The organism is Kitasatospora cathayae (assembly GCF_027627435.1).
GTDB classification, from domain to species: domain Bacteria; phylum Actinomycetota; class Actinomycetes; order Streptomycetales; family Streptomycetaceae; genus Kitasatospora; species Kitasatospora cathayae.
Map to the genome: position 1 here is coordinate 2,756,248 of NZ_CP115450.1, position 21,803 is coordinate 2,778,050.

23 protein-coding genes and 1 pseudogene are annotated in these 21,803 nt (G+C 71.0%); 7 read left to right on the forward strand and 17 right to left on the reverse strand.

Features of this window, described 5'->3' with window-relative positions:
- Positions 1 to 27: 27 nt before the first annotated feature.
- A complete protein-coding gene (locus O1G21_RS12195) occupies positions 28 to 486 on the forward strand; it encodes a VOC family protein (RefSeq protein ID WP_270143255.1) in 459 nt (152 codons plus the stop codon).
- Here the strand turns inward: O1G21_RS12195 and O1G21_RS12200 are convergent, their stop codons facing one another.
- On the reverse strand, positions 487 to 2,094 hold the full coding sequence (locus tag O1G21_RS12200; protein WP_270143257.1) for a hypothetical protein: 1,608 nt from the start codon (positions 2,092 to 2,094) through the stop codon (positions 487 to 489). It lies immediately after the preceding gene.
- 327 nt (positions 2,095 to 2,421) lie between these two features.
- Here O1G21_RS12200 and O1G21_RS12205 point away from each other — a divergent pair, with 327 nt between their 5' ends.
- Positions 2,422 to 3,753 carry an MFS transporter gene (locus O1G21_RS12205; RefSeq protein ID WP_270143259.1) on the forward strand — a complete coding sequence of 444 codons (1,332 nt, stop codon included), beginning with the start codon at positions 2,422 to 2,424 and terminating at the stop codon, positions 3,751 to 3,753.
- A 167-nt stretch (positions 3,754 to 3,920) separates the two neighbouring features.
- On the opposite strand, the gene O1G21_RS12210 is transcribed toward O1G21_RS12205, so the two are convergent.
- Positions 3,921 to 4,628 (reverse strand): TNT domain-containing protein, encoded by a 708-nt coding sequence (locus tag O1G21_RS12210; RefSeq protein WP_270143261.1) that lies wholly within the window; start codon positions 4,626 to 4,628, stop codon positions 3,921 to 3,923.
- Positions 4,629 to 5,350: 722 nt separating this feature from the next.
- On the opposite strand from O1G21_RS12210, the gene O1G21_RS12215 reads away from it, so the two are divergent.
- A complete protein-coding gene (locus O1G21_RS12215) occupies positions 5,351 to 5,638 on the forward strand; it encodes an NUDIX hydrolase (protein WP_270143263.1) in 288 nt (95 codons plus the stop codon).
- Here the strand turns inward: O1G21_RS12215 and O1G21_RS12220 are convergent.
- Together O1G21_RS12220 and O1G21_RS12225 are read right to left on the reverse strand one after the other, a co-directional pair.
- Positions 5,581 to 6,111, reverse strand: coding sequence for a GNAT family N-acetyltransferase (locus O1G21_RS12220; protein ID WP_270143265.1), 531 nt, complete (start codon positions 6,109 to 6,111; stop codon positions 5,581 to 5,583). The genes O1G21_RS12215 and O1G21_RS12220 overlap by 58 nt on opposite strands.
- Positions 6,108 to 7,373, reverse strand: coding sequence for a helix-turn-helix domain-containing protein (locus O1G21_RS12225; protein ID WP_270143266.1), 1,266 nt, complete (start codon positions 7,371 to 7,373; stop codon positions 6,108 to 6,110). Before O1G21_RS12225 ends, O1G21_RS12220 begins: the two co-directional genes overlap by 4 nt.
- 227 nt (positions 7,374 to 7,600) lie before the next feature.
- On the opposite strand from O1G21_RS12225, the pseudogene O1G21_RS41760 reads away from it, so the two are divergent.
- Positions 7,601 to 8,059 (forward strand): annotated as a pseudogene (locus O1G21_RS41760) (radical SAM protein); the annotation flags it as partial.
- A 37-nt stretch (positions 8,060 to 8,096) separates the two neighbouring features.
- Here the strand turns inward: O1G21_RS41760 and O1G21_RS12230 are convergent.
- The 10 genes from O1G21_RS12230 to O1G21_RS12275 form a co-directional block, all read right to left on the reverse strand.
- Complete coding sequence (locus tag O1G21_RS12230; RefSeq protein WP_270143268.1) at positions 8,097 to 8,837, reverse strand: AfsR/SARP family transcriptional regulator; 741 nt, start codon at positions 8,835 to 8,837, stop codon at positions 8,097 to 8,099.
- Between the two features lie 96 nt (positions 8,838 to 8,933).
- Positions 8,934 to 9,587: a hypothetical protein gene (locus O1G21_RS12235; protein WP_270143270.1), complete on the reverse strand. Its 654-nt coding sequence runs from the start codon at positions 9,585 to 9,587 to the stop codon at positions 8,934 to 8,936.
- Positions 9,588 to 9,728: 141 nt separating this feature from the next.
- On the reverse strand, positions 9,729 to 10,106 hold the full coding sequence (locus O1G21_RS12240; protein ID WP_223885951.1) for a metal-sulfur cluster assembly factor: 378 nt from the start codon (positions 10,104 to 10,106) through the stop codon (positions 9,729 to 9,731).
- A 22-nt stretch (positions 10,107 to 10,128) separates the two neighbouring features.
- Positions 10,129 to 10,581, reverse strand: coding sequence for a Fe-S cluster assembly sulfur transfer protein SufU (gene sufU, locus O1G21_RS12245; protein WP_270143273.1), 453 nt, complete (start codon positions 10,579 to 10,581; stop codon positions 10,129 to 10,131).
- A 20-nt stretch (positions 10,582 to 10,601) separates the two neighbouring features.
- Positions 10,602 to 11,861, reverse strand: a complete 1,260-nt coding sequence (locus O1G21_RS12250; RefSeq protein WP_270143275.1) for a cysteine desulfurase — start codon at positions 11,859 to 11,861, stop codon at positions 10,602 to 10,604.
- Positions 11,858 to 12,622 carry a Fe-S cluster assembly ATPase SufC gene (gene sufC, locus O1G21_RS12255; RefSeq protein ID WP_030055937.1) on the reverse strand — a complete coding sequence of 255 codons (765 nt, stop codon included), beginning with the start codon at positions 12,620 to 12,622 and terminating at the stop codon, positions 11,858 to 11,860. The genes O1G21_RS12250 and sufC overlap by 4 nt, the downstream gene beginning before the upstream one ends.
- A gap of 6 nt (positions 12,623 to 12,628) precedes the next feature.
- Positions 12,629 to 12,946, reverse strand: coding sequence for a bifunctional 3-phenylpropionate/cinnamic acid dioxygenase ferredoxin subunit (locus O1G21_RS12260; RefSeq protein WP_270143278.1), 318 nt, complete (start codon positions 12,944 to 12,946; stop codon positions 12,629 to 12,631).
- A 5-nt stretch (positions 12,947 to 12,951) separates the two neighbouring features.
- The gene (gene sufD, locus O1G21_RS12265; RefSeq protein WP_270143280.1) at positions 12,952 to 14,184 is read right to left on the reverse strand and encodes a Fe-S cluster assembly protein SufD; all 1,233 of its coding nucleotides are present in this window, start codon (positions 14,182 to 14,184) and stop codon (positions 12,952 to 12,954) included.
- Between the two features lie 63 nt (positions 14,185 to 14,247).
- Positions 14,248 to 15,663, reverse strand: coding sequence for a Fe-S cluster assembly protein SufB (gene sufB / locus O1G21_RS12270; protein ID WP_270143282.1), 1,416 nt, complete (start codon positions 15,661 to 15,663; stop codon positions 14,248 to 14,250).
- Positions 15,664 to 15,672: 9 nt separating this feature from the next.
- A complete protein-coding gene (locus tag O1G21_RS12275) occupies positions 15,673 to 16,515 on the reverse strand; it encodes a helix-turn-helix transcriptional regulator (RefSeq protein ID WP_270143284.1) in 843 nt (280 codons plus the stop codon).
- A 164-nt stretch (positions 16,516 to 16,679) separates the two neighbouring features.
- On the opposite strand from O1G21_RS12275, the gene O1G21_RS12280 reads away from it, so the two are divergent.
- Positions 16,680 to 17,609: an ABC transporter ATP-binding protein gene (locus tag O1G21_RS12280; protein WP_270143285.1), complete on the forward strand. Its 930-nt coding sequence runs from the start codon at positions 16,680 to 16,682 to the stop codon at positions 17,607 to 17,609.
- A gap of 41 nt (positions 17,610 to 17,650) precedes the next feature.
- Positions 17,651 to 18,370: an ABC transporter permease gene (locus O1G21_RS12285; protein ID WP_270150935.1), complete on the forward strand. Its 720-nt coding sequence runs from the start codon at positions 17,651 to 17,653 to the stop codon at positions 18,368 to 18,370.
- 69 nt (positions 18,371 to 18,439) lie between these two features.
- On the opposite strand, the gene O1G21_RS12290 is transcribed toward O1G21_RS12285, so the two are convergent.
- Positions 18,440 to 19,108 carry an LAETG motif-containing sortase-dependent surface protein gene (locus tag O1G21_RS12290; protein WP_270143287.1) on the reverse strand — a complete coding sequence of 223 codons (669 nt, stop codon included), beginning with the start codon at positions 19,106 to 19,108 and terminating at the stop codon, positions 18,440 to 18,442.
- 394 nt (positions 19,109 to 19,502) lie between these two features.
- Between O1G21_RS12290 and O1G21_RS12295 the strand changes: the two genes are divergently transcribed.
- Positions 19,503 to 20,483, forward strand: coding sequence for a COX15/CtaA family protein (locus O1G21_RS12295; RefSeq protein WP_405000797.1), 981 nt, complete (start codon positions 19,503 to 19,505; stop codon positions 20,481 to 20,483).
- Positions 20,484 to 20,657: 174 nt separating this feature from the next.
- On the opposite strand, the gene O1G21_RS12300 is transcribed toward O1G21_RS12295, so the two are convergent.
- Both O1G21_RS12300 and O1G21_RS12305 read right to left on the reverse strand, forming a co-directional pair.
- Positions 20,658 to 21,236, reverse strand: a complete 579-nt coding sequence (locus tag O1G21_RS12300; RefSeq protein ID WP_405000798.1) for an NUDIX domain-containing protein — start codon at positions 21,234 to 21,236, stop codon at positions 20,658 to 20,660.
- An 11-nt stretch (positions 21,237 to 21,247) separates the two neighbouring features.
- Positions 21,248 to 21,802: a flavoprotein gene (locus tag O1G21_RS12305; RefSeq protein WP_270143288.1), complete on the reverse strand. Its 555-nt coding sequence runs from the start codon at positions 21,800 to 21,802 to the stop codon at positions 21,248 to 21,250.
- Position 21,803 lies beyond the last annotated feature (1 nt).

A 21,803-nucleotide genomic window follows, 5' to 3' on the forward strand; every position in this document is an offset into this window, starting at 1 on the left:
GTCAGCCGCCCTCCCTACGCTGGCGGCATGACAGCACAGAACAGCGCGGCCCGGGCCGCCTTCCCCGCCCGGATCAGCATCGTCACGCTCGGCGTCTCCGACCTCGAGCGCAGCGCCCGCTTCTACGAGGACCTCGGCTGGAAGCGCTCCTCCGCCTCCAGCCCGGAGATCGTCTGGTTCCGCACCGCCGACTCGGCGCTCGGTCTCTTCCCCAGCGAGGAGCTGGCCGCCGACGCGGGCGTGCCCGCCACCGGCGAACCCTCCTTCCGCGGCGTCACCCTCGCGGTGAACCTGGAGTCCCCCGCGCTGGTGGACGCCGCGCTGCGGACGGCTGTCGAGGCCGGCGCCGTGGTGGTCAAGCCGCCGGTCCCGACCAGCTGGGGCGGCTACTCCGGCTACTTCGAGGACCCGGACGGGCACCTGTGGGAGCTGGCCCACAACCCGTTCTTCCCCTTCACCGAGGCGGGCTCGCTGGACCTGCCCTGATCAGCCCCGGGAGCGCGCCTTGAAGGCCGCCTTGCGTGCCTCCTTGGCCAGCGCCCGGTCCGGGTGCAGCTCACCGATCGCCTCCAGGACGTCCGCCGTGTACGGGTGGTCGACCCGCCACAGCTCGCCGAACCACTCCACCGGATCGCCGTTCACCGGCAGGTCGGTGATCAGCTCGCGCAGCAGCTCGGCGTCGCCGCCGTTGTCCAGCAGCTGGGCGGCGAAGGTGTCGACCACCGTCCACAGCGCCATCGCCCGGTCCGGCGCCGGCACGTCCGCCGCGCCCAGCGCGGACAGCCAGGCCCGGGCCGCACCGCCCAGCTCCGGGTCGTCCAGCACCTCCCGGACGGCGGGCTCGGCGCCCGCCCCCAGCAGGTTCAGCGCCGAGACGCACAGCATCCGGCGCAGCGGGCCGTACGCGTCGTTTCCGCGCGCCGCCGCCAGCAGCTCGCGCGCCGCCGGCTCCGGCTCCCGGCCGGCCACCCAGACCCGCAGCTCCTCCTCCGGCAGCACGTTCGCCGACTCGCACACCCCGCGCAGCAGCTCGGCCGCGTCCCCCTGGGCCAGCTCGCCGACCAGCGGCGCGTCGTAGCCGTCCTCCAGCAGCCACTGCCGGACGCCGTACTGGCCGAGCGGGGTGAGCCGGACCAGCCCGAAGCGGGCCGACTCCTCCTCGTCCAGCGGCGCCTCGCCGACGACGGCGGGCTCCTCGTCCTCCTCCTCGTCGAACAGCTCCGGGTCGATCGGCCGGTAGTCCAGCAGGCCCAGCTCGGCGAGGTCGCCCAGCATCGGGTCCAGGGCGACCATCACGTCGGTGATGTCGCCGAGCAGCTCCTCGCTCGGCTCCTCGCCCTCCGGCACCACCAGCAGCGCGGCCAACACGCCGAGCGGCACGGTCTCGTTGCCCGGGTCGGCGAAGGCGGTGGTCTCGTACAGCACCTGCAGCGCCTCGTCGAGCAGCTCGGCGGCGACGTCCCGGGCCTCCTCGACCTCGTTCAGGCCGTCCTCGTCCTCCTCGGCCGCCCCCTCTTCCTCTTCCTCCTCCGGCAGCGAGTCCGCCTCCACCGCCAGCTCCCGGACGATCCCGGCCGCGGTCAGCCACAGCTCCAGGACGGTGTCCGGGTCCCCCTGCTCGGCGGGCTCCAGGTCCGGCCCCGGCACCGCGACGTGCTCGCCGTCCTTGGTCGTACCCAGCTCCACCAGGTCCAGGTCGCAGGCCAGCGACCAGGCCCGCAGCGCCTCGACCTCGGCCTCCTCCGGCACCTCGCCCTCGGCCGGGGCCAGCCCCAGCAGCCGCGCGGCGGGCGCCCGGTCCTCCTCGACCAGGTCGCCGAACTCGTCCACCACCCGGTGCGGCGCCGCCCAGCGGGCCAGCGCCAGCGCGTAGCCGAACATCGGCACGGCCTTCGCCTGCTCGGCCAGCTCCTGCTCGGCGGGCAGCTTCACCGGCGGTACCAGCACCGCCGCGTCGTCCAGGTCCTCGTCGTCCAGACCGTGCGCGGCGAACGCCCCGTAGAGGTCCTGCAGCTCCAGGTCAGCGGGCAGGACAGCCTCGCCCGCGCCCTCTCCCGCCGAAGCCCCCGCGTTCTTCCGACGTCGTCCGGCCATCGTTGTGCGCTCTCCCTCAGCCAGCGCGGTCAGCCCGAACAGCTCCGCGTGTCGATCTACCTCCTCAGCGTATAGGTCGGACACCCGCGATGCCCGGCCTCGAGGGGCGCGCGCAGGGGCGCGCGGCGCTTCCGTGCGCCCACCCTTTATCCTTCGAACTGGTGTCTGCGCACACCCCGTGCAGTCCACCGGGCAACGAAGCCCGAATCCTCAGCTCATCCGCTCCACCAGGGAGCCCCGCACCGCGGCCACACCACAGCGCCTCAGGACGGGCGCACCGGCACACCCCGCCGACCCGGTGGTGCCCTGCCACAGGAGACCCCTCACATGGCGGACCTCTCCCCCGCCGGCTCCGGCCTGCGCACCGCGCAGCTCGACGGACGCCGACTGTCGGAGGCCCTGCTCCCCCTGGAGCTCGCGCCGCGCGCGCAGCTCCAGCTCGCCGCGATCAGCCGCTGGAACGCGATGCGCGGAGTCCGCGTCGGCCTGGTCGCCGCCGCCCTGCTGTTCATGCTGATCGGTGCCAACCTGGCGACGCCGATCTACCCGCTCCTCCAGCAGCGCCTCGGCCTCGGCCCGCTCGACACCACCATCCTCTTCACGATCTACGTGTTCGCGCTGGTCCCGGTGCTGGCCATCGTCGGCCACTGGTCCGACCACCTCGGCCGCCGCGCCCTGATCCTGCCCGCCGTCGCCCTGGCCGCCGCCGGCGACGTCGTGTTCGCCACCTCCGGCGGCTTCTGGCAGCTGGCGGTCGGCCGTGCCATCCAGGGCATCGCCGTCGGCCTCTCCACCGGCGCCGCCGGAGCCGCCCTCGGCGACCTGCTGCCCGATCACCCGACGCTCGCCGCCAAGCTCACCCTGGCCTGCTCCGCGGGCGGCGTCGCCCTCGGCCCGATCGTCGGCGCCCTGCTGTCCGGCGGCTCCGACCCGCTGCTGACGCCCTTCCTGCTGCACGCCATCGCCCTGCTGGCGCTCTGCGTGCCGCTGGCCGTCGTCCACCCCCGGATGCCCGGCCGCAACCGCCCGCCGGCGTCCCCGCCCCGGATCACCACCCCGGCCCACCTGCGCCCGCAGCGCCTGCGGCTGCCGCAGACCGGCCGCCGCGAGTTCCTGCTGGCCTCCGCGGCCGGCTTCATCTCCTACGCGGTCTTCGGCGTCTACCTCAGCCTGGCCCCGGCCTTCTCCGCCAAGCTGCTGCACACCCCCTCGCACCTGACCGGCGCCATCGTGGCCGCCCTCCTGCTCGGCTCCTCGGCCGCCGCCCAGCTGATCGTGCCCCCGACCTCCGACCGCCTGGTGATCGCCCTCGGCATGACCGGCCTGGCCACCGGCCTCGCCCTGGTCGTCGCCGCCGGCTACACCGGCACCCCGGCGCTGCTGTTCATCGGCAGCGTCCTCGGCGGCGCCTGCCAGGGCGTCGCGTTCCGCTCCCTGTTCACCACCGCCGTCGCCGCGATGAACCCGGAACGCCGGGGCTCCGAGATGAGCTCCCTGTGGATCATCGTCTACCTCGGCAGCTCCCTGCCCATCATCGCCGTCGGCGCCCTGGTCAGGAGCTACGGCCTCCTCCCCGCCATCAGCGGCTTCGCCACCGTGGCGGCCCTCCTCTGCACCGCCCTCGCGGTCGCCGTCGCCCGCAGGCCCAAGACAGCCTGACCCGGTACGAAAACGCCGCTGCCCGGGACTTCCTCCGAAGTCCCGGGCAGCGGCGTTCCACCCTGGCCAGGGCGTCCACCTCTCGGTGCTGATCTCGAAATCCAACGGCTTCGGAAGCCGGACCGATTCGCCGGACTTCCACTCCCCCAGCACCTCGTATGCGGTGCTCAGTGAGGCGACGTCGGCGAGATGATCCGCTCCAGGTAGTGGTTGTCGACCAGCCATTTGACGCCGAAGCCCTGGTCCGGAGTGGGAGCGCCGGGGATGAGGGTGTAGTCCAGTTCGTACTGGGTGCCGAGTCCGGGCTGGGCGAACCAGGGAGCGACGGTCCCCGAGTAGACGGTGAACTCCTTGATCACCCGGTAGTCGTAGTAGTTGCAACCGGCCGCCGGATCGCCGTCGAGGTTCATCGGCGGGATCGCCCGCTGCGCGTACGGCGTCCCCTCGGGGGCGAGGAAGGCACCGCGTTCACTCCCGTATCGGTCGATGTCCTGACCGACCTGAAAGGTGAGGAGGGCTCGCTGCGGGCTCCCGTCCGGATTGACGATGTACCCGTTCTGCGCCGGGTAGACCCAGCCCCCGTCCTTCCAGTACAGGTCCAGGAACCGCTGGGGGCCCAGATCGTTGGTGGGCTGGTAGCCCGTGAGCTCCTTGCCGGCGAGCCCGAGGACGGGCAGGCGCAGGGGCCCCAGCCGCTTGTCCCCGTTGAGGTACTCCGCTGAGCATTCGGTCAACGACCGCTCGGCGTCAGGGCCGGGTCGGCCCTGCACCGTACCGGCTCCGTCATGGGACACCGCCACCTGGGCAGAGGCCGGCGAGCCCGCGAACAGGACGGCGGTGGTGGTAAGGGCGGTGAGGAGGTGACGGATCTTCACACTGCTCCCTCGTAAGGAACGGGCGGCATGCCGCGCGAGCAACATGGCGCAGCGAGTCCATGCAACTACTCTACGTAGTCATCTGGTGTGTCCCCCACGAAACCGCGCCGGGGGAGAGAAGGTCAACGCGACCCGCTGAGGGACGACGGGAAGTCAGCGGGAAGCAGCCGGAAGCCCGTCCGTCTGGCTGGGCTCGGCCTCAGGGGCTGCCCGGGGTGATCACACAGAAGGCGAGCACGGGCGTTCCCTCGCCAGCGCCCGTCGGCGCCCGCGAGGACTACGCCCGCACAGTCCGGTAGCCACACCGGCCGGGCGGACCAGACGTCAGCCGCGCGACCCACGGCACGCGGCCGACGCCCAACACCCCGCAGTTTCCGCACCGTTGAACAGGAGGAAGCCCCCGCTCGTACCAGGAACGCAGACGACCCCCACTATGACAACGTCAACCCACCTGCCGCGTCCCGTCCAGGTGCTGCAGGCCAGCACGCTGCACCTGGTCGAAACGGCCGCCCCGCAGCTCACCCCCGCCAACCCCGAGCTCTTCGACGGACCGGCGGTGGTCTGCACGGGCATTGAGCAGGACGGCCAGACCCTCGCGCCGTCCTGGGCCCCGTCACCTACCGGTGGTTCGCGTTACGCCGCGTGCCGGACGCGCCAACGGTGTCGTCCCTGTTCGTGACCGTCGCGCAGCCGACCGACGACGCCGCCTGATCGTAGGGCGTATGTCCGCCACGACCACGGCCCCGGGAGGATGGCAGCTCCCGGGCGGCAACGTGGAACCGCTGGCCGCAGGCCTGACGCTGGACGAGACCGAGCTGCGCCGCCAGGCCTGCAAGGAACTCGCCGAGGAGATCGGCGTGCACGCGGCACCCGAGGACCTGGCGCTGTGGCCGGTCACGCGCGGCGAGCACGGCAACATCGGCGTGCACTACCAGGCGCCGCCGCCCCAGGCTCAGTGGATCGGGCGGATCATCGCAGTCAGCCGGGGCGAGTCCGGAGAGGGCTGTTGAGCGTTGAACGCCTGGTAGCCCCAGGTCTCGTAGAGCCGCTGGACCTTGCCGTCCCCGGCGAGCGGGTTGACCAGAAGGGTGACACGGCCCTCAACGCGGCGGCGCAGCAGCTCGTCGTGGATCCGGCGGGCGGCACCCGTGCCGCGCCAGCGGGTCCGGACGCCGATTTCCTTGATGGCCAGAGCCGGGGCTTCGGTGTAGCCGTCCGGAAGGGGCTCGGTCATGCGCTTCCAGTACCGGTCGCCCGCCTCGATCGTGTTGCCGTAGGCGTAGCCGACCGGCACCTCGCCGTCGTAGCCGAGGACGAGCTCGAAGCCGGGCTCGGTGGCATGCCGGTCGAGGCGTTCGGCGAACACGTCGACGTGGTAGTTCGGCAGGTGCAGCAGGGGGGCCCGCACATCGGCGTACACGTCCAGCAGATCCTGCCGGGCCTCGGGGGGCAGGGTGGTGTGGTGGCGGAGTTCGACGGTCACGCGGTGGTCCTCCAGGTGTTGTGGGCGTATGCCGTCCAGGTGCGGTCCGGGCCACTGCCGCCGGCCAGCTCGTGCAGCGAGGTGCCGAAGGCGGCCAACATCCGGGTGACGCGGGGGTGCGCGGAGTCCTCGGCCGGGACGGACATGGCGGTGGCGACCGCGGGCTCCAGATCGCCCTGCCCGAGCTGGGCGCGGGCGAGCCGGACGGTGGTGATCGCTCGTGACCTCTGCATGGTGTCGCGCCGCTGGGCGATGCTGCGGTGCGCGTGTGCTTCAGCCTCCTCCCAGTTCCCGGCCGCGAGGTGAGCGGCGAGGGCGAGGGAGTCGAGTTCGGACTGGTCGTAGAAAGCGGTGATCCACACTGGTCGGGAGATGTCGAGGTCGGCTCGGTTGAGGGCGTCCTGTGAGTGCCCGATGGACCGGCGGACCGCGTTGGAGTCCCCGGTCAGGCCGTGGATCGCCGCGTGGCGGGCGTGTCCGAGGGAGGCGAACAGCGGGTCGCGTCGGGCGATCGGCAGGCCGCGGGCGACCTCATTGGCGGCGAGCGCGTCGCCCACCTGCCCGAGGTGCCGGTACAGGCTGCCCGCGTGGGACCAGATGCGGAACTGGATGCCGGAGTCGCCGGACATCGCCGCCAGGGTGGCAGCTTTCTGGTGGTGTTCGAGGGCTGCGTCGAAGCGACGGCCGTCGATCGCGGCCCACATCGCCGAGGACATGAACGATGCCGCGCACGCGTACAGCTGGGCCCGGACCCGCTGGGTCGCGGTGCCGTTCTTCTGCAGGTCGAGGGCTTCCTCGGCGAGCGCGGTCGCCCTGGTCTCGATGCTGAGCCGACCGCCGTGGCGGTGGTCGCTGGCGATGACCTCGGCGAAGCGGGCCTGCAGTCTCCGCACGTCACCGACGCCGATCCGGCCACTCGATGCCACGGCAGGGGGGCTCGTGAGCACGGTCACGGCCGCGCCTCCGGCCGCCGCTATGAAGTCGCGTCGCCTCACGTCGTCCTCCGGTGTGGTGCGGGCCCGCCCGGTCGGGACGAAGCCCAGGTCTTCGGGCGTACATGCGAATACTGCCCTGAGTGCGAGGCGGATCTTCACCGGCGGCCACCGGGTCGCGCCGGTCAGCCAGTTGTGCACCGTGCGCTCCGACACGGAGCCGAGCTTCCCCGTGAGGGTCCTGATCTCGGTGTTCACTTCGCGCGCCAACTCGGCCTTGGTCATGCGGCGTTCGGACATCCGGAGGCGGAGCGGGACGTTGGCCAGCATGAGGTCAACGTAGTCGCGTCGTCACGTGCCGTGCATGGGGTCAGGTGATGGCACGGTCAAGTTTTCCGGTCGGAATGGGACCAATGCGCCAGCAACTTTGCCTCACCGTAGCGCTTGTGACTGTCGTTCACTGATTGCACGCCGTCCGCCCCGGGCGGCCCCGCGCAGGATCCCGCCCGTGAACGGCCCTGCGCTGGCCCAGTCTCCGCCCTTGGAGGAGCAGCATGATGCACTCCCCGGCCCGGTATCGGCGCCGCATCGCCCGTCGTCCGAGGACGGTCGTTGTCCAGGCTGACTCTTTCTGCAATCTGGACTGCACCTACTGCTACCTGCCCGACCGCAAGCAGCGGGCACCGATGTCGGTCGCGATCGCCGAGGCGGTGGCCCGTTCCGTCGCCGATTTCGCCGATACCGCGTCACCGGAGCCGGTCGAGGTGGTCTGGCACGCCGGCGAGCCGCTGGCCGTCGGCCGCACGCGGCTCGCGGAGCTGCTGGCCCCGTTCGAGCCGTTGCGGCAGGCTGGGTTGGTCGAGCACTCGGTGCAGACCAACGCCGTACTGATCGCACGGGCCTGGTGCGACTTCCTCGCCACGTACGGGTTCCGCGTCGGGGTGAGCATCGACGGCCCTTCCGCCCTCAACCGTCGGCGCGTGGACCGGACCGGACGTCCGGCCTTCGACCGGATCATGAAGGGCATTGGTCGGCGACTGGTTGCCCCGCCGGCTACCCCACCCCGGCCACCAAACGCCGTAGCCGATCAGGCGCGCACAGCCCCAGCTCCGCGCGCAGCCGCCGCTCGTAGCACTCGACGTCCGCCAGCGCCTCGCCCGGGTTGCCCTCCGCGAGATGCGCCCTGACCAACCAGGCGTGGCTGCTCTCGCGCAGCGGGTCGGCGCGGACGGCGGCGCCGGCGGCGGCCACCGCCTCGGGGAAGCGCCGGGCGCCGACGAAGGCGCCGGCCAGGGCCTCCAGGGCGTGGACTCGCAGGCGCCGCCAGTTGTCCGCCTCCAGCAGTGTCCAGTCCTCGTACCAGCCCGGCAGCAGGTCCGCCGAGAGGTCCTCGACGGCCGCCAGCCCGAAGCCGGCCCGGGCGGGGGCCGCGTCGGGGGCCAGGATCCGGTGGGCCAGCGTCCTCGCCTCGCGGAGGTCCACGCCCACGCCGTCGGCCAGCCTCAGCTCGGTCTGGCCGACCTCCAGCGCCTCCCGGCCCGCCGCCGGGAGCCGGGACAGCGCCGAGCGCAGGCTCGCGGAGGCGCAGCGTTCCGCGGCGTCCGGCCAGAGGGTCCCGGCCACCAGGGCGCGCGGCACGTTCCCGTTGCAGCACAGCGCCACGAAGGCGAGTAATCGTTCCGCCCCCGCGGAGACGGGCACCGACGCGTCACCGGCCGAGAGGCCGAAGCCGCCGAGCAGGGCGAGCCGCACGCCCGCGCCGGGAGCCGGGGAGCACCGATCGCCGCAGGCCATCGAACCACCCCATCCCTTCGCGCACAGATCAGCCCCTTCTCCATGCTGCGCCGCCCGCCCTGCGCTGTCGACCGCACCCGACTCACCGGCGACGGCTCAGAGGTTGAAGCAGTACCCGACCGGGATCCAGGCGGTGGTCCGGCCGGAGGTCAGGTCGGTCGCCCGCGCCACGGCGTTCTTCGTCGCACAGCTGAACGGGTTCCCGGGCACCACGCCGAAGCTGCCGCCCGCGAACCCGCCGTGCTGGGTGGCCGTCACGGTGTCCGTCCACTGCACGCTGCCGGTGGGGCTCAGCCTGATCTCGACCCGCACCAGCCCGCCGATGTTGAAGTGGTCGCCGCTGATCTTCAGGCGGCCGGCGCCGTTGTCGCCGTCCCAGACGCGCACCGCCAGCCTCCGGTCGTCGGCCTGGCTGTTGTCGGACGCCGCATCGGTACGGTGCTGCGGGATCACGCAGACGTGGTCCCCGGCCCACGCCTCGCGCCAGACGAAGCTCGAAACGCAGAAACCGTTCTGCAGGGTCCGCGCCCCCGCCTGGCTGTTGTCGGACGCCGCGTCGGTACGGTGCTGCGGGATCACGCAGACGTGGTCCCCGGGCCTGGCGTCCCTCCAGACGAAGCCCTGGCGGCAGGTGTCCGGCCCGAAGTCCTGGGCGTGCGCCGCGGACGCCCCCAGCGCGGCGCCGCCGAGCCCCAGAACCGCCGCCATCATCGTGTTCACACCAGTGCGCAGGATCCGTCGGGGGGTCATTCTCCCCACCTCCTCGAAAAGCCTGCGCCCACCCTCCAACGCCCCCCGTCACCGCGACGTGACACCCGAGAACGGAAAACGCCGCCGCCCGGAACGGAGACCCGTTCCAGGCGGCGGCGCCGAAAAAACCACCGCACGACCTCAGACGTTGAAGCCCAGCGCGCGCAGCTGCTCGCGGCCGTCGTCGGTGATCTTGTCCGGACCCCACGGCGGCATCCAGACCCAGTTGATCCGCAGGTCCTGGACCAGGCCGTCGGTGGCGGTCTTGGCCTGGTCCTCGATGACGTCGGTCAGCGGGCAGGCCGCCGAGGTGAGCGTCATGTCGATGGTGGCCACGTCGGACTCGTCGATGTGGATGCCGTAGATCAGGCCCAGGTTGACGACGTCGATGCCCAGTTCGGGGTCGACGACGTCCATCAGGGCCTCGGTCAGGTCCTCGACCGAGACGGTGCCGGCGGTGGTGCCGACGATGCCGCCGTTCGGCTGCTCCTCCACAGCGGAGGGGGTTTCGTCACTCATTGGTTCTGTCCTCCTCTGCAGGTCAGTCGTTCACGACGGGGTTCTGGGCGAGCGCCTGGGCGGTGGCGTCCTTCCAGGCCATCCAGCTGAGCAGGGCGCACTTGACCCGGGCGGGGTACTTGGAGACGCCCGCGAACGCGACCGCGTCCTCCAGCACCTCCTCGTCGCCCTCGCCCTGGCCCTTGCTCTGCATCAGCTCCAGGAAGGCTTCCTGGACGGCCTGCGCCTCGCCGACGGTCTTGCCGACCACCAGGTCGTTCAGCACCGAGGCGCTGGCCTGGCTGATCGAACAGCCCTGGGACTCGTACGAGACGTCGGTGACCTTCGCGCCGTCGAGCTTCACCCGCAGGGTGATCTCGTCGCCGCACGTCGGGTTGACGTGGTGCACCTCGGCGTCGCCGTCCCGCAGCCCCTTGCCGTGCGGGTTGCGGTAGTGGTCCAGGATGATGTCCTGGTACATCGAGTCGAGCTTCATGGTCGTCCTGCCCCGTCCCGTCAGCCGAAGAAGTTCCGGACGTGGTGCAGGCCGTCGATCAGCGCGTCGACCTCGCCCGGCGTCGAGTACAGGTAGAACGACGCCCGCGTGGTCGCCGGAATTCCGTACCGCAGGCAGACCGGCCGCGCGCAGTGGTGCCCGACGCGCACGGCGATGCCCTGCTCGTCCAGCACCTGGCCCACGTCGTGCGGGTGGATGTCGCCCAGGGTGAAGGAGATCGCGGCGCCGCGGTCCACGGCCGTGCGCGGACCGATGATCCGCAGGTCCGGGACCTCCAGCAGGCGCTCCACCGCGTACTCGGTGATCGCGTGCTCGTGCGCGGCGATCTTGTCCATGCCGATCGCCGACAGGTAGTCGATGGCCGCGCCCAGCCCGACCGCCTGGGCGATCGGCGGGGTGCCGGCCTCGAACTTGTGCGGCGCCGGGGCGTAGGTGGACGAGCCCATGGTGACGGTCTCGATCATCTCGCCGCCGCCGAGGAACGGCGGGAGGTCCTCCAGCAGCTCCTGGCGGCCCCAGAGCACGCCGATGCCGGTCGGAGCCAGCATCTTGTGGCCGGTGAAGGCGACGAAGTCGGCCTCCAGCGCCTGCACGTCCAGCACCATGTGCGGCGCGGCCTGCGAGGCGTCGATGACGACCAGCGCGCCGACCGCCTGGGCCCGGCGGACGATCGTCTCGACCGGGTTGATCGTGCCCAGCAGGTTGGAGACCAGCGTGAAGGAGACCACCTTGGTCTTCTCGGTGATCAGCTCGTCGATGTTCGACAGGTCGAGCCGGCCCTCGTCGGTCAGCCCGAACCACTTGAGCTTCGCACCGGTGCGCTGCGACAGCAGCTGCCACGGGACGATGTTGGAGTGGTGCTCCATCTCCGTGATCACGATCTCGGAGTCGGCGTCGACCTTGTACGGCTCGTCGGCCCAACCGAGCATGTTGGCCACGAGGTTGAGCGACTCCGAGGCGTTCTTGGTGAAGATCACCTCGTTGCGGCTCGGCGCGTTGACGAAGGCCGCGACCTTGTCGCGGGCGCCCTCGTACATCGCCGTGGCCTCCTCGGCGAGCACGTGCACGCCGCGGTGGACGTTGGCGTTGTGCCGCTCGTAGTAGGCGTTCAGCGCCTCGAGCACCTGACGCGGCTTCTGCGAGGTCGCCGCGTTGTCCAGGTAGACCAGCGGCTTCTCCTCGTGCAGCAGGCGCTGCAGGACGGGGAAGTCCTTGCGGATCGCGTCGGTGTCGAGCAGGCCGGTAAGGGTATGGGTCACTCGGACGCGCCGCCCTTCACATACGACTCGTAGCCCTCTTCCTCCAGCTTGTCGGCCAGCTCGGCACCGCCGGACTCGACGATGCGGCCGCCCGCGAAGACGTGGACGTAGTCGGGCTTGATGTACCGCAGGATGCGGGTGTAGTGGGTCACCAGCAGGGTGCCGACCTCGCCGGTCGAGCGGACCCGGTTGATGCCCTCGGAGACGATCCGCAGCGCGTCGACGTCCAGGCCGGAGTCGGTCTCGTCGAGGATCGCGATCTTCGGCTTGAGCAGCTCCAGCTGGAGGATCTCGTGGCGCTTCTTCTCACCGCCGGAGAAGCCCTCGTTGACGTTGCGCTCGGCGAAGGCCGGGTCCATCTGCAGGGCGGCCATCGCCTCCTTGACCTCCTTCACCCACAGCCGCAGCTTGGGGGCCTCGCCGCGGACGGCGGTGGCGGCGGTGCGCAGGAAGTTGCTGACCGAGACGCCCGGGACCTCGACCGGGTACTGCATGGCCAGGAAGACACCGGCCTTGGCGCGCTCGTCGACGGACATCTCCAGGACGTCCTCGCCGTCCAGCAGCACCGAGCCGCCGGTGACGGTGTACTTGGGGTGGCCCGCCAGCGAGTAGGCCAGGGTGGACTTGCCGGAGCCGTTCGGACCCATGATGGCGTGGGTCTCGCCCTGCTTCACGGTCAGGTCGACGCCCTTCAGGATCTCGCGCGGGCCGTTCTCGGCCTCGACGGAGACGTGCAGGTCGCGGATTTCAAGGGTAGCCATGTGTACTCAGGACTCCTGGTTGACGGAGACGAGCACATCGTCCCCTTCGATCTTTACGGGGTAGACAGCGACCGGCTTGGTGGCGGGCAGGCCGGAGGGCTTGCCGGTGCGCAGGTCGAAGCTGGAGCCGTGCAGCCAGCACTCGATCATGCAGTCCTCGACCTCACCCTCGGAGAGCGAGACGTTCGCGTGCGAGCAGGTGTCGTTGATCGCGAACACCCCCTCTTCGGTGCGGACGATCGAGACCGGCACGCCGTTGAGGTCCACGCGCTTGGGCACGTCCTCCTGGAGGTCGCTCAGCGCGCAGGCACGGAGGAAGCTCATGGGGATCAGACCGCCGCTTCCAGCTCGGCTTCGATCTTCTCCATGAGCTGCTCCTGGACCTCGGCCACGCCGATCTGCTGGAGCAGCTCGGCGAAGAAGCCGCGGACCACCAGGCGGCGGGCCTCGTCGGCCGGGATGCCGCGGGCCATCAGGTAGAACAGCTGCTCGTCGTCGAAGCGGCCGGTCGCCGAGGCGTGGCCGGCGCCGACGATCTCGCCGGTCTCGATCTCCAGGTTCGGGATCGAGTCGACCCGGGCGCCGTCGGTGAGCACCAGGTTCCGGTTGAGCTCGTAGGTGTCGGTGCCGAGCGCGGCGGCACGGATCAGCACGTCGCCGACCCAGACCGCGTGGGCGTCCTGGCCCTGCAGCGCGCCCTTGTACGCCACGTTCGACCGGCAGTGCGGCGTGTCGTGGTCGATGATCAGGCGGTGCTCGAGGTGCTGGCCGGCGTCGGCGAAGTACAGGCCGAACAGCTCGGCCTCGCCGCCGGGGCCGGCGTAGTTGACCCGCGGGTGCAGGCGGACCAGGTCGCCGCCGAAGGTGACGACCACGGACTTGAACGAGGCGTCCCGGCCGACCAGCGCGTTGTGCTGGGCGACGTGGACGGCGTCCCGCTCCCAGTCCTGCACGGAGACGAAGGTGAGCTTGGCGCCGTCGCCGACCAGGAGCTCGACGTTGGCGGCCCGGGTGCCGGTGCCCGCGTGGTTGAGCACCACGACGGCCTCGGCGAACGGCTTGACGTCGATCACCACGTGGGCGAAGCGGACCCCGCCCTCGGCGCTCACGTCGATCTTGACCGGCTCGGTCAGCACCGCGTCCTTGGGGACGGTGACCACGAGCGCCTGCTCGAAGGCGCTGAAGGCCTGCGCGGCGACCCGGTCGACCGGCGTGCCGGCCTTGCCCAGGCGGGCGTCGTCGCGGCCGACGGTCTCGGCGGTGACGCCGTCCGGCAGGGTGAACTCGACCTTGTCCTCGCCACGCTCGGAGGCGGCGGCGGTGCCGTCGTGCAGCCCGCCGAGGCGGTGCAGCGGGGTGAACCGCCAGTCCTCCTCGCGGCCGTGCGGCACCGGGAAGTCGTTCACGTCGAAGGACGGCTTGACCGCGACGCGCGCGTCGATCGGCTGCTGGACCCCGGTCCGGCCGGTGCCGGGGCCGGCGAGCTGCGCGCCCGCGCCGGCGGTGCCGACCTCGATCGAACCGGCGGTGGTGGAGCCGGTGGTGTTCTGGACGTCAGCCATGGCTGTCGTAGTGCTCTCTTCCTCGAAAAGCTCGAAAAGTCGGTGGGCGGTGGCGGCCGGGGGTCAGCCGACCGCGCCCTCCATCTGCAGCTCGATCAGCCGGTTGAGCTCCAGCGCGTACTCCATCGGCAGCTCGCGCGCGATCGGCTCGACGAAGCCGCGGACGATCATCGCCATCGCCTCGGTCTCGGTCAGGCCACGGCTCATCAGGTAGAACAGCTGGTCCTCGCTGACCTTGGAGACGGTCGCCTCGTGGCCCATGGACACGTCGTCCTCGCGGACGTCCACGTACGGGTAGGTGTCCGAGCGCGAGACGGTGTCGACCAGCAGCGCGTCGCACAGCACGTTGGACTTGGCGCCGTGCGAGCCCTCGCCGATCTCGATCAGGCCGCGGTAGGAGGTCCGGCCGCCGCCGCGCGCCACCGACTTGGAGACGATGTGCGAGGAGGTGTTCGGCGCCATGTGCACCATCTTGGCGCCGGCGTCCTGGTGCTGGCCCTCGCCCGCGAAGGCGATCGACAGGGTCTCGCCCTTGGCGTGCTCGCCCATCAGGTAGACGGCCGGGTACTTCATGGTGACCTTGGAACCGATGTTGCCGTCGATCCACTCCATGGTCGCGCCCTCGTACGCCACGGCGCGCTTGGTGACCAGGTTGTAGACGTTGTTCGACCAGTTCTGGATGGTCGTGTAGCGGCAGCGGCCGCCCTTCTTGACGATGATCTCGACGACCGCCGAGTGCAGCGAGTCGGAGGAGTAGATCGGCGCGGTGCAGCCCTCGACGTAGTGGACGTAGGCGTCCTCGTCGACGATGATCAGCGTCCGCTCGAACTGGCCCATGTTCTCGGTGTTGATCCGGAAGTAGGCCTGCAGCGGGATGTCGACGTGCACGCCCTTCGGCACGTAGATGAACGAACCGCCGGACCACACGGCCGTGTTCAGCGCGGCGAACTTGTTGTCGCCGGCCGGGATGACGGTGCCGAAGTACTCCTTGAACAGCTCCGGGTGCTCGCGCAGCGCGGTGTCGGTGTCCAGGAAGACGACGCCCTGCTCCTCCAGGTCCTCGCGGATCTGGTGGTAGACGACCTCGGACTCGTACTGGGCGGCGACACCGGCGACCAGGCGCTGCTTCTCCGCCTCCGGGATGCCCAGCTTGTCGTAGGTCGCCTTGATGTCCGCGGGCAGGTCCTCCCAGGACTCGGCCTGCTTCTCGGTGGAGCGGACGAAGTACTTGATGTTGTCGAAGTCGATGCCGGAGAGGTCGGAGCCCCAGGTCGGCATGGGCTTCTTGCCGAACAGCTTCAGGCCCTTGAGCCGGAGGTTCAGCATCCACTCGGACTCGTTCTTCTTCGCGGAGATGTCGCGCACGACCTCCTCGCTGAGCCCGCGCTTGGCCGCGGCACCGGCGGTGTCCGGGTCGGCCCAGCCGTACTCGTAATTGCCCAGGCCCTCGAGCTCCGGGTGCGAAACGGTGTCAGTCATGCGAGCTTCCTAACGCGCGGACGCAGAATCTTCGGTGGACGTACCGGCAGTCGGCACTGCATCGGAGCCGTGGCCCGCGGGGCGCTGGGCGGGCGACGATGCGGCACCGGGTGCCGGCACATAGGTGGTGCAGACCCCGTCGCCGTGGGCGATGGTGGCCAGCCGTTGCACATGGGTGCCCAGGAGCTGGGAGAAGACCTCGGTCTCCGCCTCGCAGAGCTGCGGGAACTGCTCGGCGATGTGCGCGACCGGGCAGTGGTGCTGGCAGAGCTGGGCGCCCGCCGGGGCCTTGGCCACGGCCGACGGGACACGCCGCACCGTGGCAGCGTACCCGTCCGCGCTCAGCGCCTCGGCGAGGGCCTCCGGGCGCTCCCGGGCCTCGGCCCGCCGCAGGGTCTCCCGGTACCTCTCGCCCTGCTTGCCGAACCGGGCGCGGGCGAAGGCGGCGACCGCCTCCTCGCCCGCCTTGCCGCCGCCCACCGAGTCCGAGATCCAGCGCAGCGCGTCGGCCGCGAGCTGGTCGTAGGCCTGGTAGAAGGCGTCCCGGCCGCCGTCGGTGAGAGCGAAGACCTTGGCCGGACGGCCCCGGCCACGGCTGCCGTAGACCCGCTGCTCGCGGGACTCGACCAGGCCGGCGGCGGCCAGTCCGTCCAGGTGACGGCGGACGGCGGCGGCGGTGAGGCCGAGCCGGTTCGCCAGGTCGGCGGCGGAGGAGGGGCCGTGGTCCAGGATCGACCGGGCGACCCGGTCCCGGGTGGCCCGGTGGCCCTCCAGCAGCACCTCGGCCGCCGTCACGGGCACGTCGCAGTGGGAGGCCGTCTCGGCCTCCTGCTGCTCGGCGTGCTCGCGCATGTTTTTCACAACACCAGTGTTGCGTAATTACTTCCGCAAGGACAAGCCGTGACGCAGGCCTCACCGGTGGCTTCTATCACGCAGGCAAGCCTTACCTGACCAGCGAAAACGATCACCAAGGCCGGTGTCCGGCCGGTCCGTTCGGTCCTCTTACACTCGCCGGTATGAACCCCGTACCCGCGGTAGAGATCGCCGGGCTGGTCAAGCGCTACGGCGACAAAGCCGCGGTGGACGGCCTCGACCTCACCATCGCACGCGGCGCGATCACCGCCGTACTCGGCCCCAACGGCGCCGGCAAGACCACCACCATCGAGACCTGCGAGGGCTACCGCCGCCCCGACGCCGGCACCGTCCGCGTCCTCGGGCTCGACCCGGTCACCCAGAGCGCCGCGCTGCGCCCCCGGATCGGCGTCATGCTCCAGTCCGGCGGCGTCTACGCGGGCGCGCGCGCCGTCGAGATGCTGCGGCACACCGCCAAACTGCACGCCCACCCGCTGGACGTGGACGCCCTGGTCGAGCGCCTCGGCCTCGGCTCCTGCGGCCGCACCACCTACCGCCGGCTCTCCGGCGGCCAGCAGCAGCGGCTCGCCCTGGCGATGGCCGTGGTCGGCCGCCCCGAACTGGTCTTCCTCGACGAGCCCACCGCCGGCCTCGACCCGCAGGCCCGCCGCGCCACCTGGGAACTGGTCCGCGACCTGCGCCGGGACGGCGTCACCGTGGTGGTCACCACCCACCACATGGACGAGGCCGAGCAGCTCGCCGACCACGTCGCCATCGTCGACCGCGGCAGGGTCATCGCCGGCGGCACCACCGAGGAGCTGTGCCGCGGCGGCGCCGAGGACGCCCTGCGGTTCGACGGCCCGCCCGGACTCGACCTCGGCCCGCTGCTCAAGGAACTGCCCCCGGGCGCCACCGCCGCCGAGACCGCCCCCGGCAACTACCGCGTCGCGGCGCCCGTCGACCCCAGCAGGCTGCTGGCCACCGTCACCGGCTGGTGCGCGGCCTCCGGCATCCTGCCCGAACGGCTGTCCGTGCAGCGCCGCAGCCTCGAAGACGTCTTCCTCGACCTGACCGGACGGGAGCTCCGCTCGTGAGTACCTACGCCCCGAAGCCGGGAGCCGCTCCGGTCGGCCGGATGCTGCTCGCCCAGACCGCCTTCGAGACCAGGATGCTGCTGCGCAACGGCGAGCAGCTACTGCTCACCGTGGTCATCCCGACCGTGCTGCTGGTGCTGTTCTCCGCTGTGGACGTCGTCGCGGTGGAGGGCCCCGGCAAGCGGGTCGACTTCCTGGCGCCCGGCCTGCTCGCACTGGCCGTGATGTCCACCGCCTTCACCGGGCAGGCCATCGCCACCGGCTTCGAGCGCCGCTACGGCGTGCTCAAGCGGCTCGGCGCCAGCCCGCTGCCGCGCTGGACGCTGCTGACCGCCAAGACCGGCTGCGTGCTGGTCACCGAGGTGCTCCAGGTCGCCCTGCTGTCGGTGATCGCGCTGGCGCTCGGCTGGTCCCCGCACGGCAACCCTCTGGCCGTCGCCGCGCTGCTGGTGCTCGGCACCGCCGCCTTCTCCGGGCTCGGCCTGCTGATGGCCGGCACCCTGAAGGCCGAGGCCACGCTGGCCGCCGCCAACCTGGTGTTCATCCTGCTGCTGCTGGCCGGCGGGGTGATCGTGCCGCTCAGCAAGTTCCCCGGCGCGGTGCGGTCGGTGCTGGAGTTGCTGCCGATCTCGGCGCTCTCCGACGGCCTGCGCTCGGTGCTCCAGCACGGCACCGGTGTGCCGTGGTCGGACCTCGGCATCCTGGCGGGCTGGGCCGTCCTGGGGCTGGCGGCGGCCGCCCGGTTCTTCCGCTGGGAGTAGCCGCCGCATCGACGCGCGACGCCCCCCGGCCTCAGCTGGCCGGGGGGCGTCGCGCGTTCCTGGCACACGTCAGCCCTGGCTGCCGCCGCGCCGCTTGCGGGCGAGCAGCACCAGCGCGCCGCCGACCAGCACCACGCCGCCGCCGACCGCCGCGATCATCGGCGTCGCGTCGCTGCTACCGGTCTGGGCGAGCGCCGGGGCGCTGGTGGCGGGGGCCGGGGCGGGGGCGGCGGGGGTCTGGCTGGGGGTCGGGGTCGCCGACGGGGTCCTGCTCGGGGTGGGCGTCGCCGACGGAGTCATGGTCGGCGTCGGAGTGGGGGTCGGGGTGGGGGTCTTGGTGGGGGTGGGTGTCGGGGTCGGGGTGTGGCACGGCGCGATGGTCTTGGTCTCGTCGACGTTCCAGCCCTTCTCGGCCGGGGTCTCGGTGGTCTTGACCACCAGGTGCGCCGTCACCGGGGCGTCGTGGTCCTTCACCGGGAAGGTGCCGTGGAACTCCGCCGGGAACTCCTTGGCGTCCAGGACCTTCTCGTCGCCGACGGTGAGGCTGACGGTGTTCTTCACGTCGGGCTTGGGGCTGTAGTTGATCAGATCGATCACGACCTTGTCGCAGGTCACCGACCAAGTCGGCACGTGCGCCGAGGCGTTGGTGGCCAGCGCCAGGGGCAGGAGGAATCCGGCCGCCGCCGTGCCGGCGAGTGCCGTCGCACCGATCCGAACGTGCCGCTGCTGTCGCGCCATTACGCTGTTCCCCTCCGAACGGTCTTGCGCAGCAGGCGCGTTGAAGTGGTTCGCGGTGGCCCGCCACGGCATGTCCGGGGGACTCTACCGGCACTCCCGCACCTCGCCACACCCCGCCGTACGACCGGATTTCGTCTGTCGGTCCATTCCCGGATGTGCTTGACCAGTCCATCACAGCCGCCACCTGGCAGAACGCGGATTCGGCGAAGTTGAATGAACTTCGTCACTTCAGGAACGTGATGGCGCCTCCGATGATCAGATTCGATCACCGGGGGCGCCATCGCGATCAGGCCTTCCTGGCCGCCTTGCGCCGGGCCGCCACCACGACCCCGCTTTGCTCTCTCGGCACCGCACCCCGCGCCCCGCCCCAAGATCGCCCGTAAGGCCGCCTACGATTGACCGCGTGCTGAACCCCTTCTCCCTGCTCGCCGAGCGCTGGCAGCCCTCCGCCGCGATGGTCCGGCGCGCCACGTTCGCCGCGCTGGTGATGAGCGTGGTGATCGTCGTCACCGGCGGCGCCGTCCGCCTCACCGCCTCCGGCCTCGGCTGTACGACCTGGCCCCGCTGCACCGCCGAGAGCCTGACGCCCACGGCGGAGATGGGCTTCCACGGCATCGTCGAGTTCACCAACCGGATGCTCACCTACGTGCTGAGCGCGGCCGTCGGCTGGGCGATCCTGGCCGCCCGCTGCCACCGCCCGTGGCGGCGCAGCATGACGAAGCTCGGCTGGGCCCAGTTCTGGCTGGTGATGAGCAACGCCGTGCTCGGCGGCATCACCGTGCTGACCGGCCTCAACCCCTACACCGTCGCGGGACACATGATCGCCGCGATGGCCCTGGTCTGGGTCGCCCTGCTGATGTGGGAGCGCAGCAAGGAGGGCGACGGCCCGGCCAGGCTTTCGGTGGCCCGCCCGATCCACCAGCTCTCCTACGTCCTGGTCACGGTCGTCGGCCTGCTGGTCGCCGCCGGCACTTTGGTCACCGGCGCCGGGCACCACCCGGGTACGCCCCAGGACAACAAGATCGTCCCCCGCATCCCGATCGACTACGACAGGTTGGCCCAGTTCCACGCCGACTTCGCCTTCATCTCGGTCGGCCTGACCATCGCAATGATCTTCGTCTTCGCCGCGATCAAGGCCCCGCAAGCGGCCAAGTCCCGCACCAAGGAACTCCTCGCGGTCCTGCTCCTCCAGGGCGTCCTCGGCTTCATCCAGTACTTCACGGATGCCCCCGAGCTGATGGTCGGTCTCCACATGCTCGGCGCCACGCTGACGTGGATCGCCGCCCTCCGCATCCCCCTCGCCCTCCGCGTACGCGAGGTCGAAGCCGCCCCCGAGCAGCTGCCCGCGCAGACCCCACAAGCTGCCACCGTCTGACCCTCGTCGAAGGCCCCCCTCAGCTCAGATGGGGGCCTTCGACGTCACAGCAGGTGCCGACCGTCGTGCCTACGAGCGCTCTGAGTGGAGCGGTGTGGCCGCCCCGTCGCTGTCACTCATGCATGGAAGACCCGAGGTAGTCGGTCAAGCCTGAGCCTCCTGCTCCAGGCGTCATCATGCCTCCACCCCGTCTCGCAGGTACCGCATACTGCCATCTGAGATCGCCCCGACAGCGGCATTCAACCGGTTCTGCTCGCGGATCCGCAGTCGGTCGGCGACCTCCGACGCGGGCAGGAAGACGGCCTCGGACAGTTCGTCGTCGTGTGGGCGAACCGTTTCGGCCCGAGCGGGTAGAAGGGAACCCGCATCGAAGATGAAGGCGATCTGGTCGTCCCACGGGCCATGCGGCGCGACCCAGTCCACGACCAGCAGGCGGCGGATGGTGATCTCCAGGCCCAATTCCTCGCGCAGTTCCCGCACTGCGGCCTCCTCCGGTGGCTCGTTGGCCTCAGCCATTCCGCCGGGGAGGTCCCAACCCTCCTTATAGGTCGGGTTGACGGTCAGGATGCGCCCAGCCCTATCGCGCAGGATCACATCCGCTGAGACGCGCTTCCGGGCTTGTCTGGCATTCCCCTCAGCGAGGTAGCGTTCCAGGCTTCGGTGTCGGTAGGCGCAGGCCTCACGTTGAACCTCCCCGAGGCGACGGGATGGTGGTGTCAGCGCGCAAGAGCTGCCGGGCTCTGCCCGCCTCATCACCTTGCTTCTCACGCCGCCGGCTCTGAAAGACTGCTGAGGGTAGGACGAAGCAGATCGAGGACATGTGTCCAGCTGTACTCATCGCGCGCTCCGCCGGACTTGGGCTTGTGGGGTACGGAGTCGCCCACCAGGACGCCCATCGAGCGCAGTCGGACGAGGCTCTCTGAATACGCCGGGTGGGCTGCCAGAGCGGAGTTGACGTAGGGCTGGACGACGATGGGAATGCCCAGCCCGTGCGCCTCGCAGAGGATGCCCAACGCGAGTGTGTCGGCGATCCCGAGGGCCCACTTGTTGATGGTGTTGAAAGTGGCGGAGACGACCGCGATGGCATCGGCGCCAGGCAGCGGCCGGGAACTGCCGGGCGTGCGCCAGGCCGAGCGGATCGGATAGCCGGTCTGAGCCTCGATGGCTTCCTGATCCAAGAAGCCGAGCGCGTTGGGAGTGGCGATCACCGCGACCTTCCACCCCTCAGCGTGGGCGGCGGTGATCAGTTCGCTCACGCCGTCAGCGATTCCCGAAGCGCAGACGATGACGTAGAGGAACGGCTCATGATGCTCGGTCAAA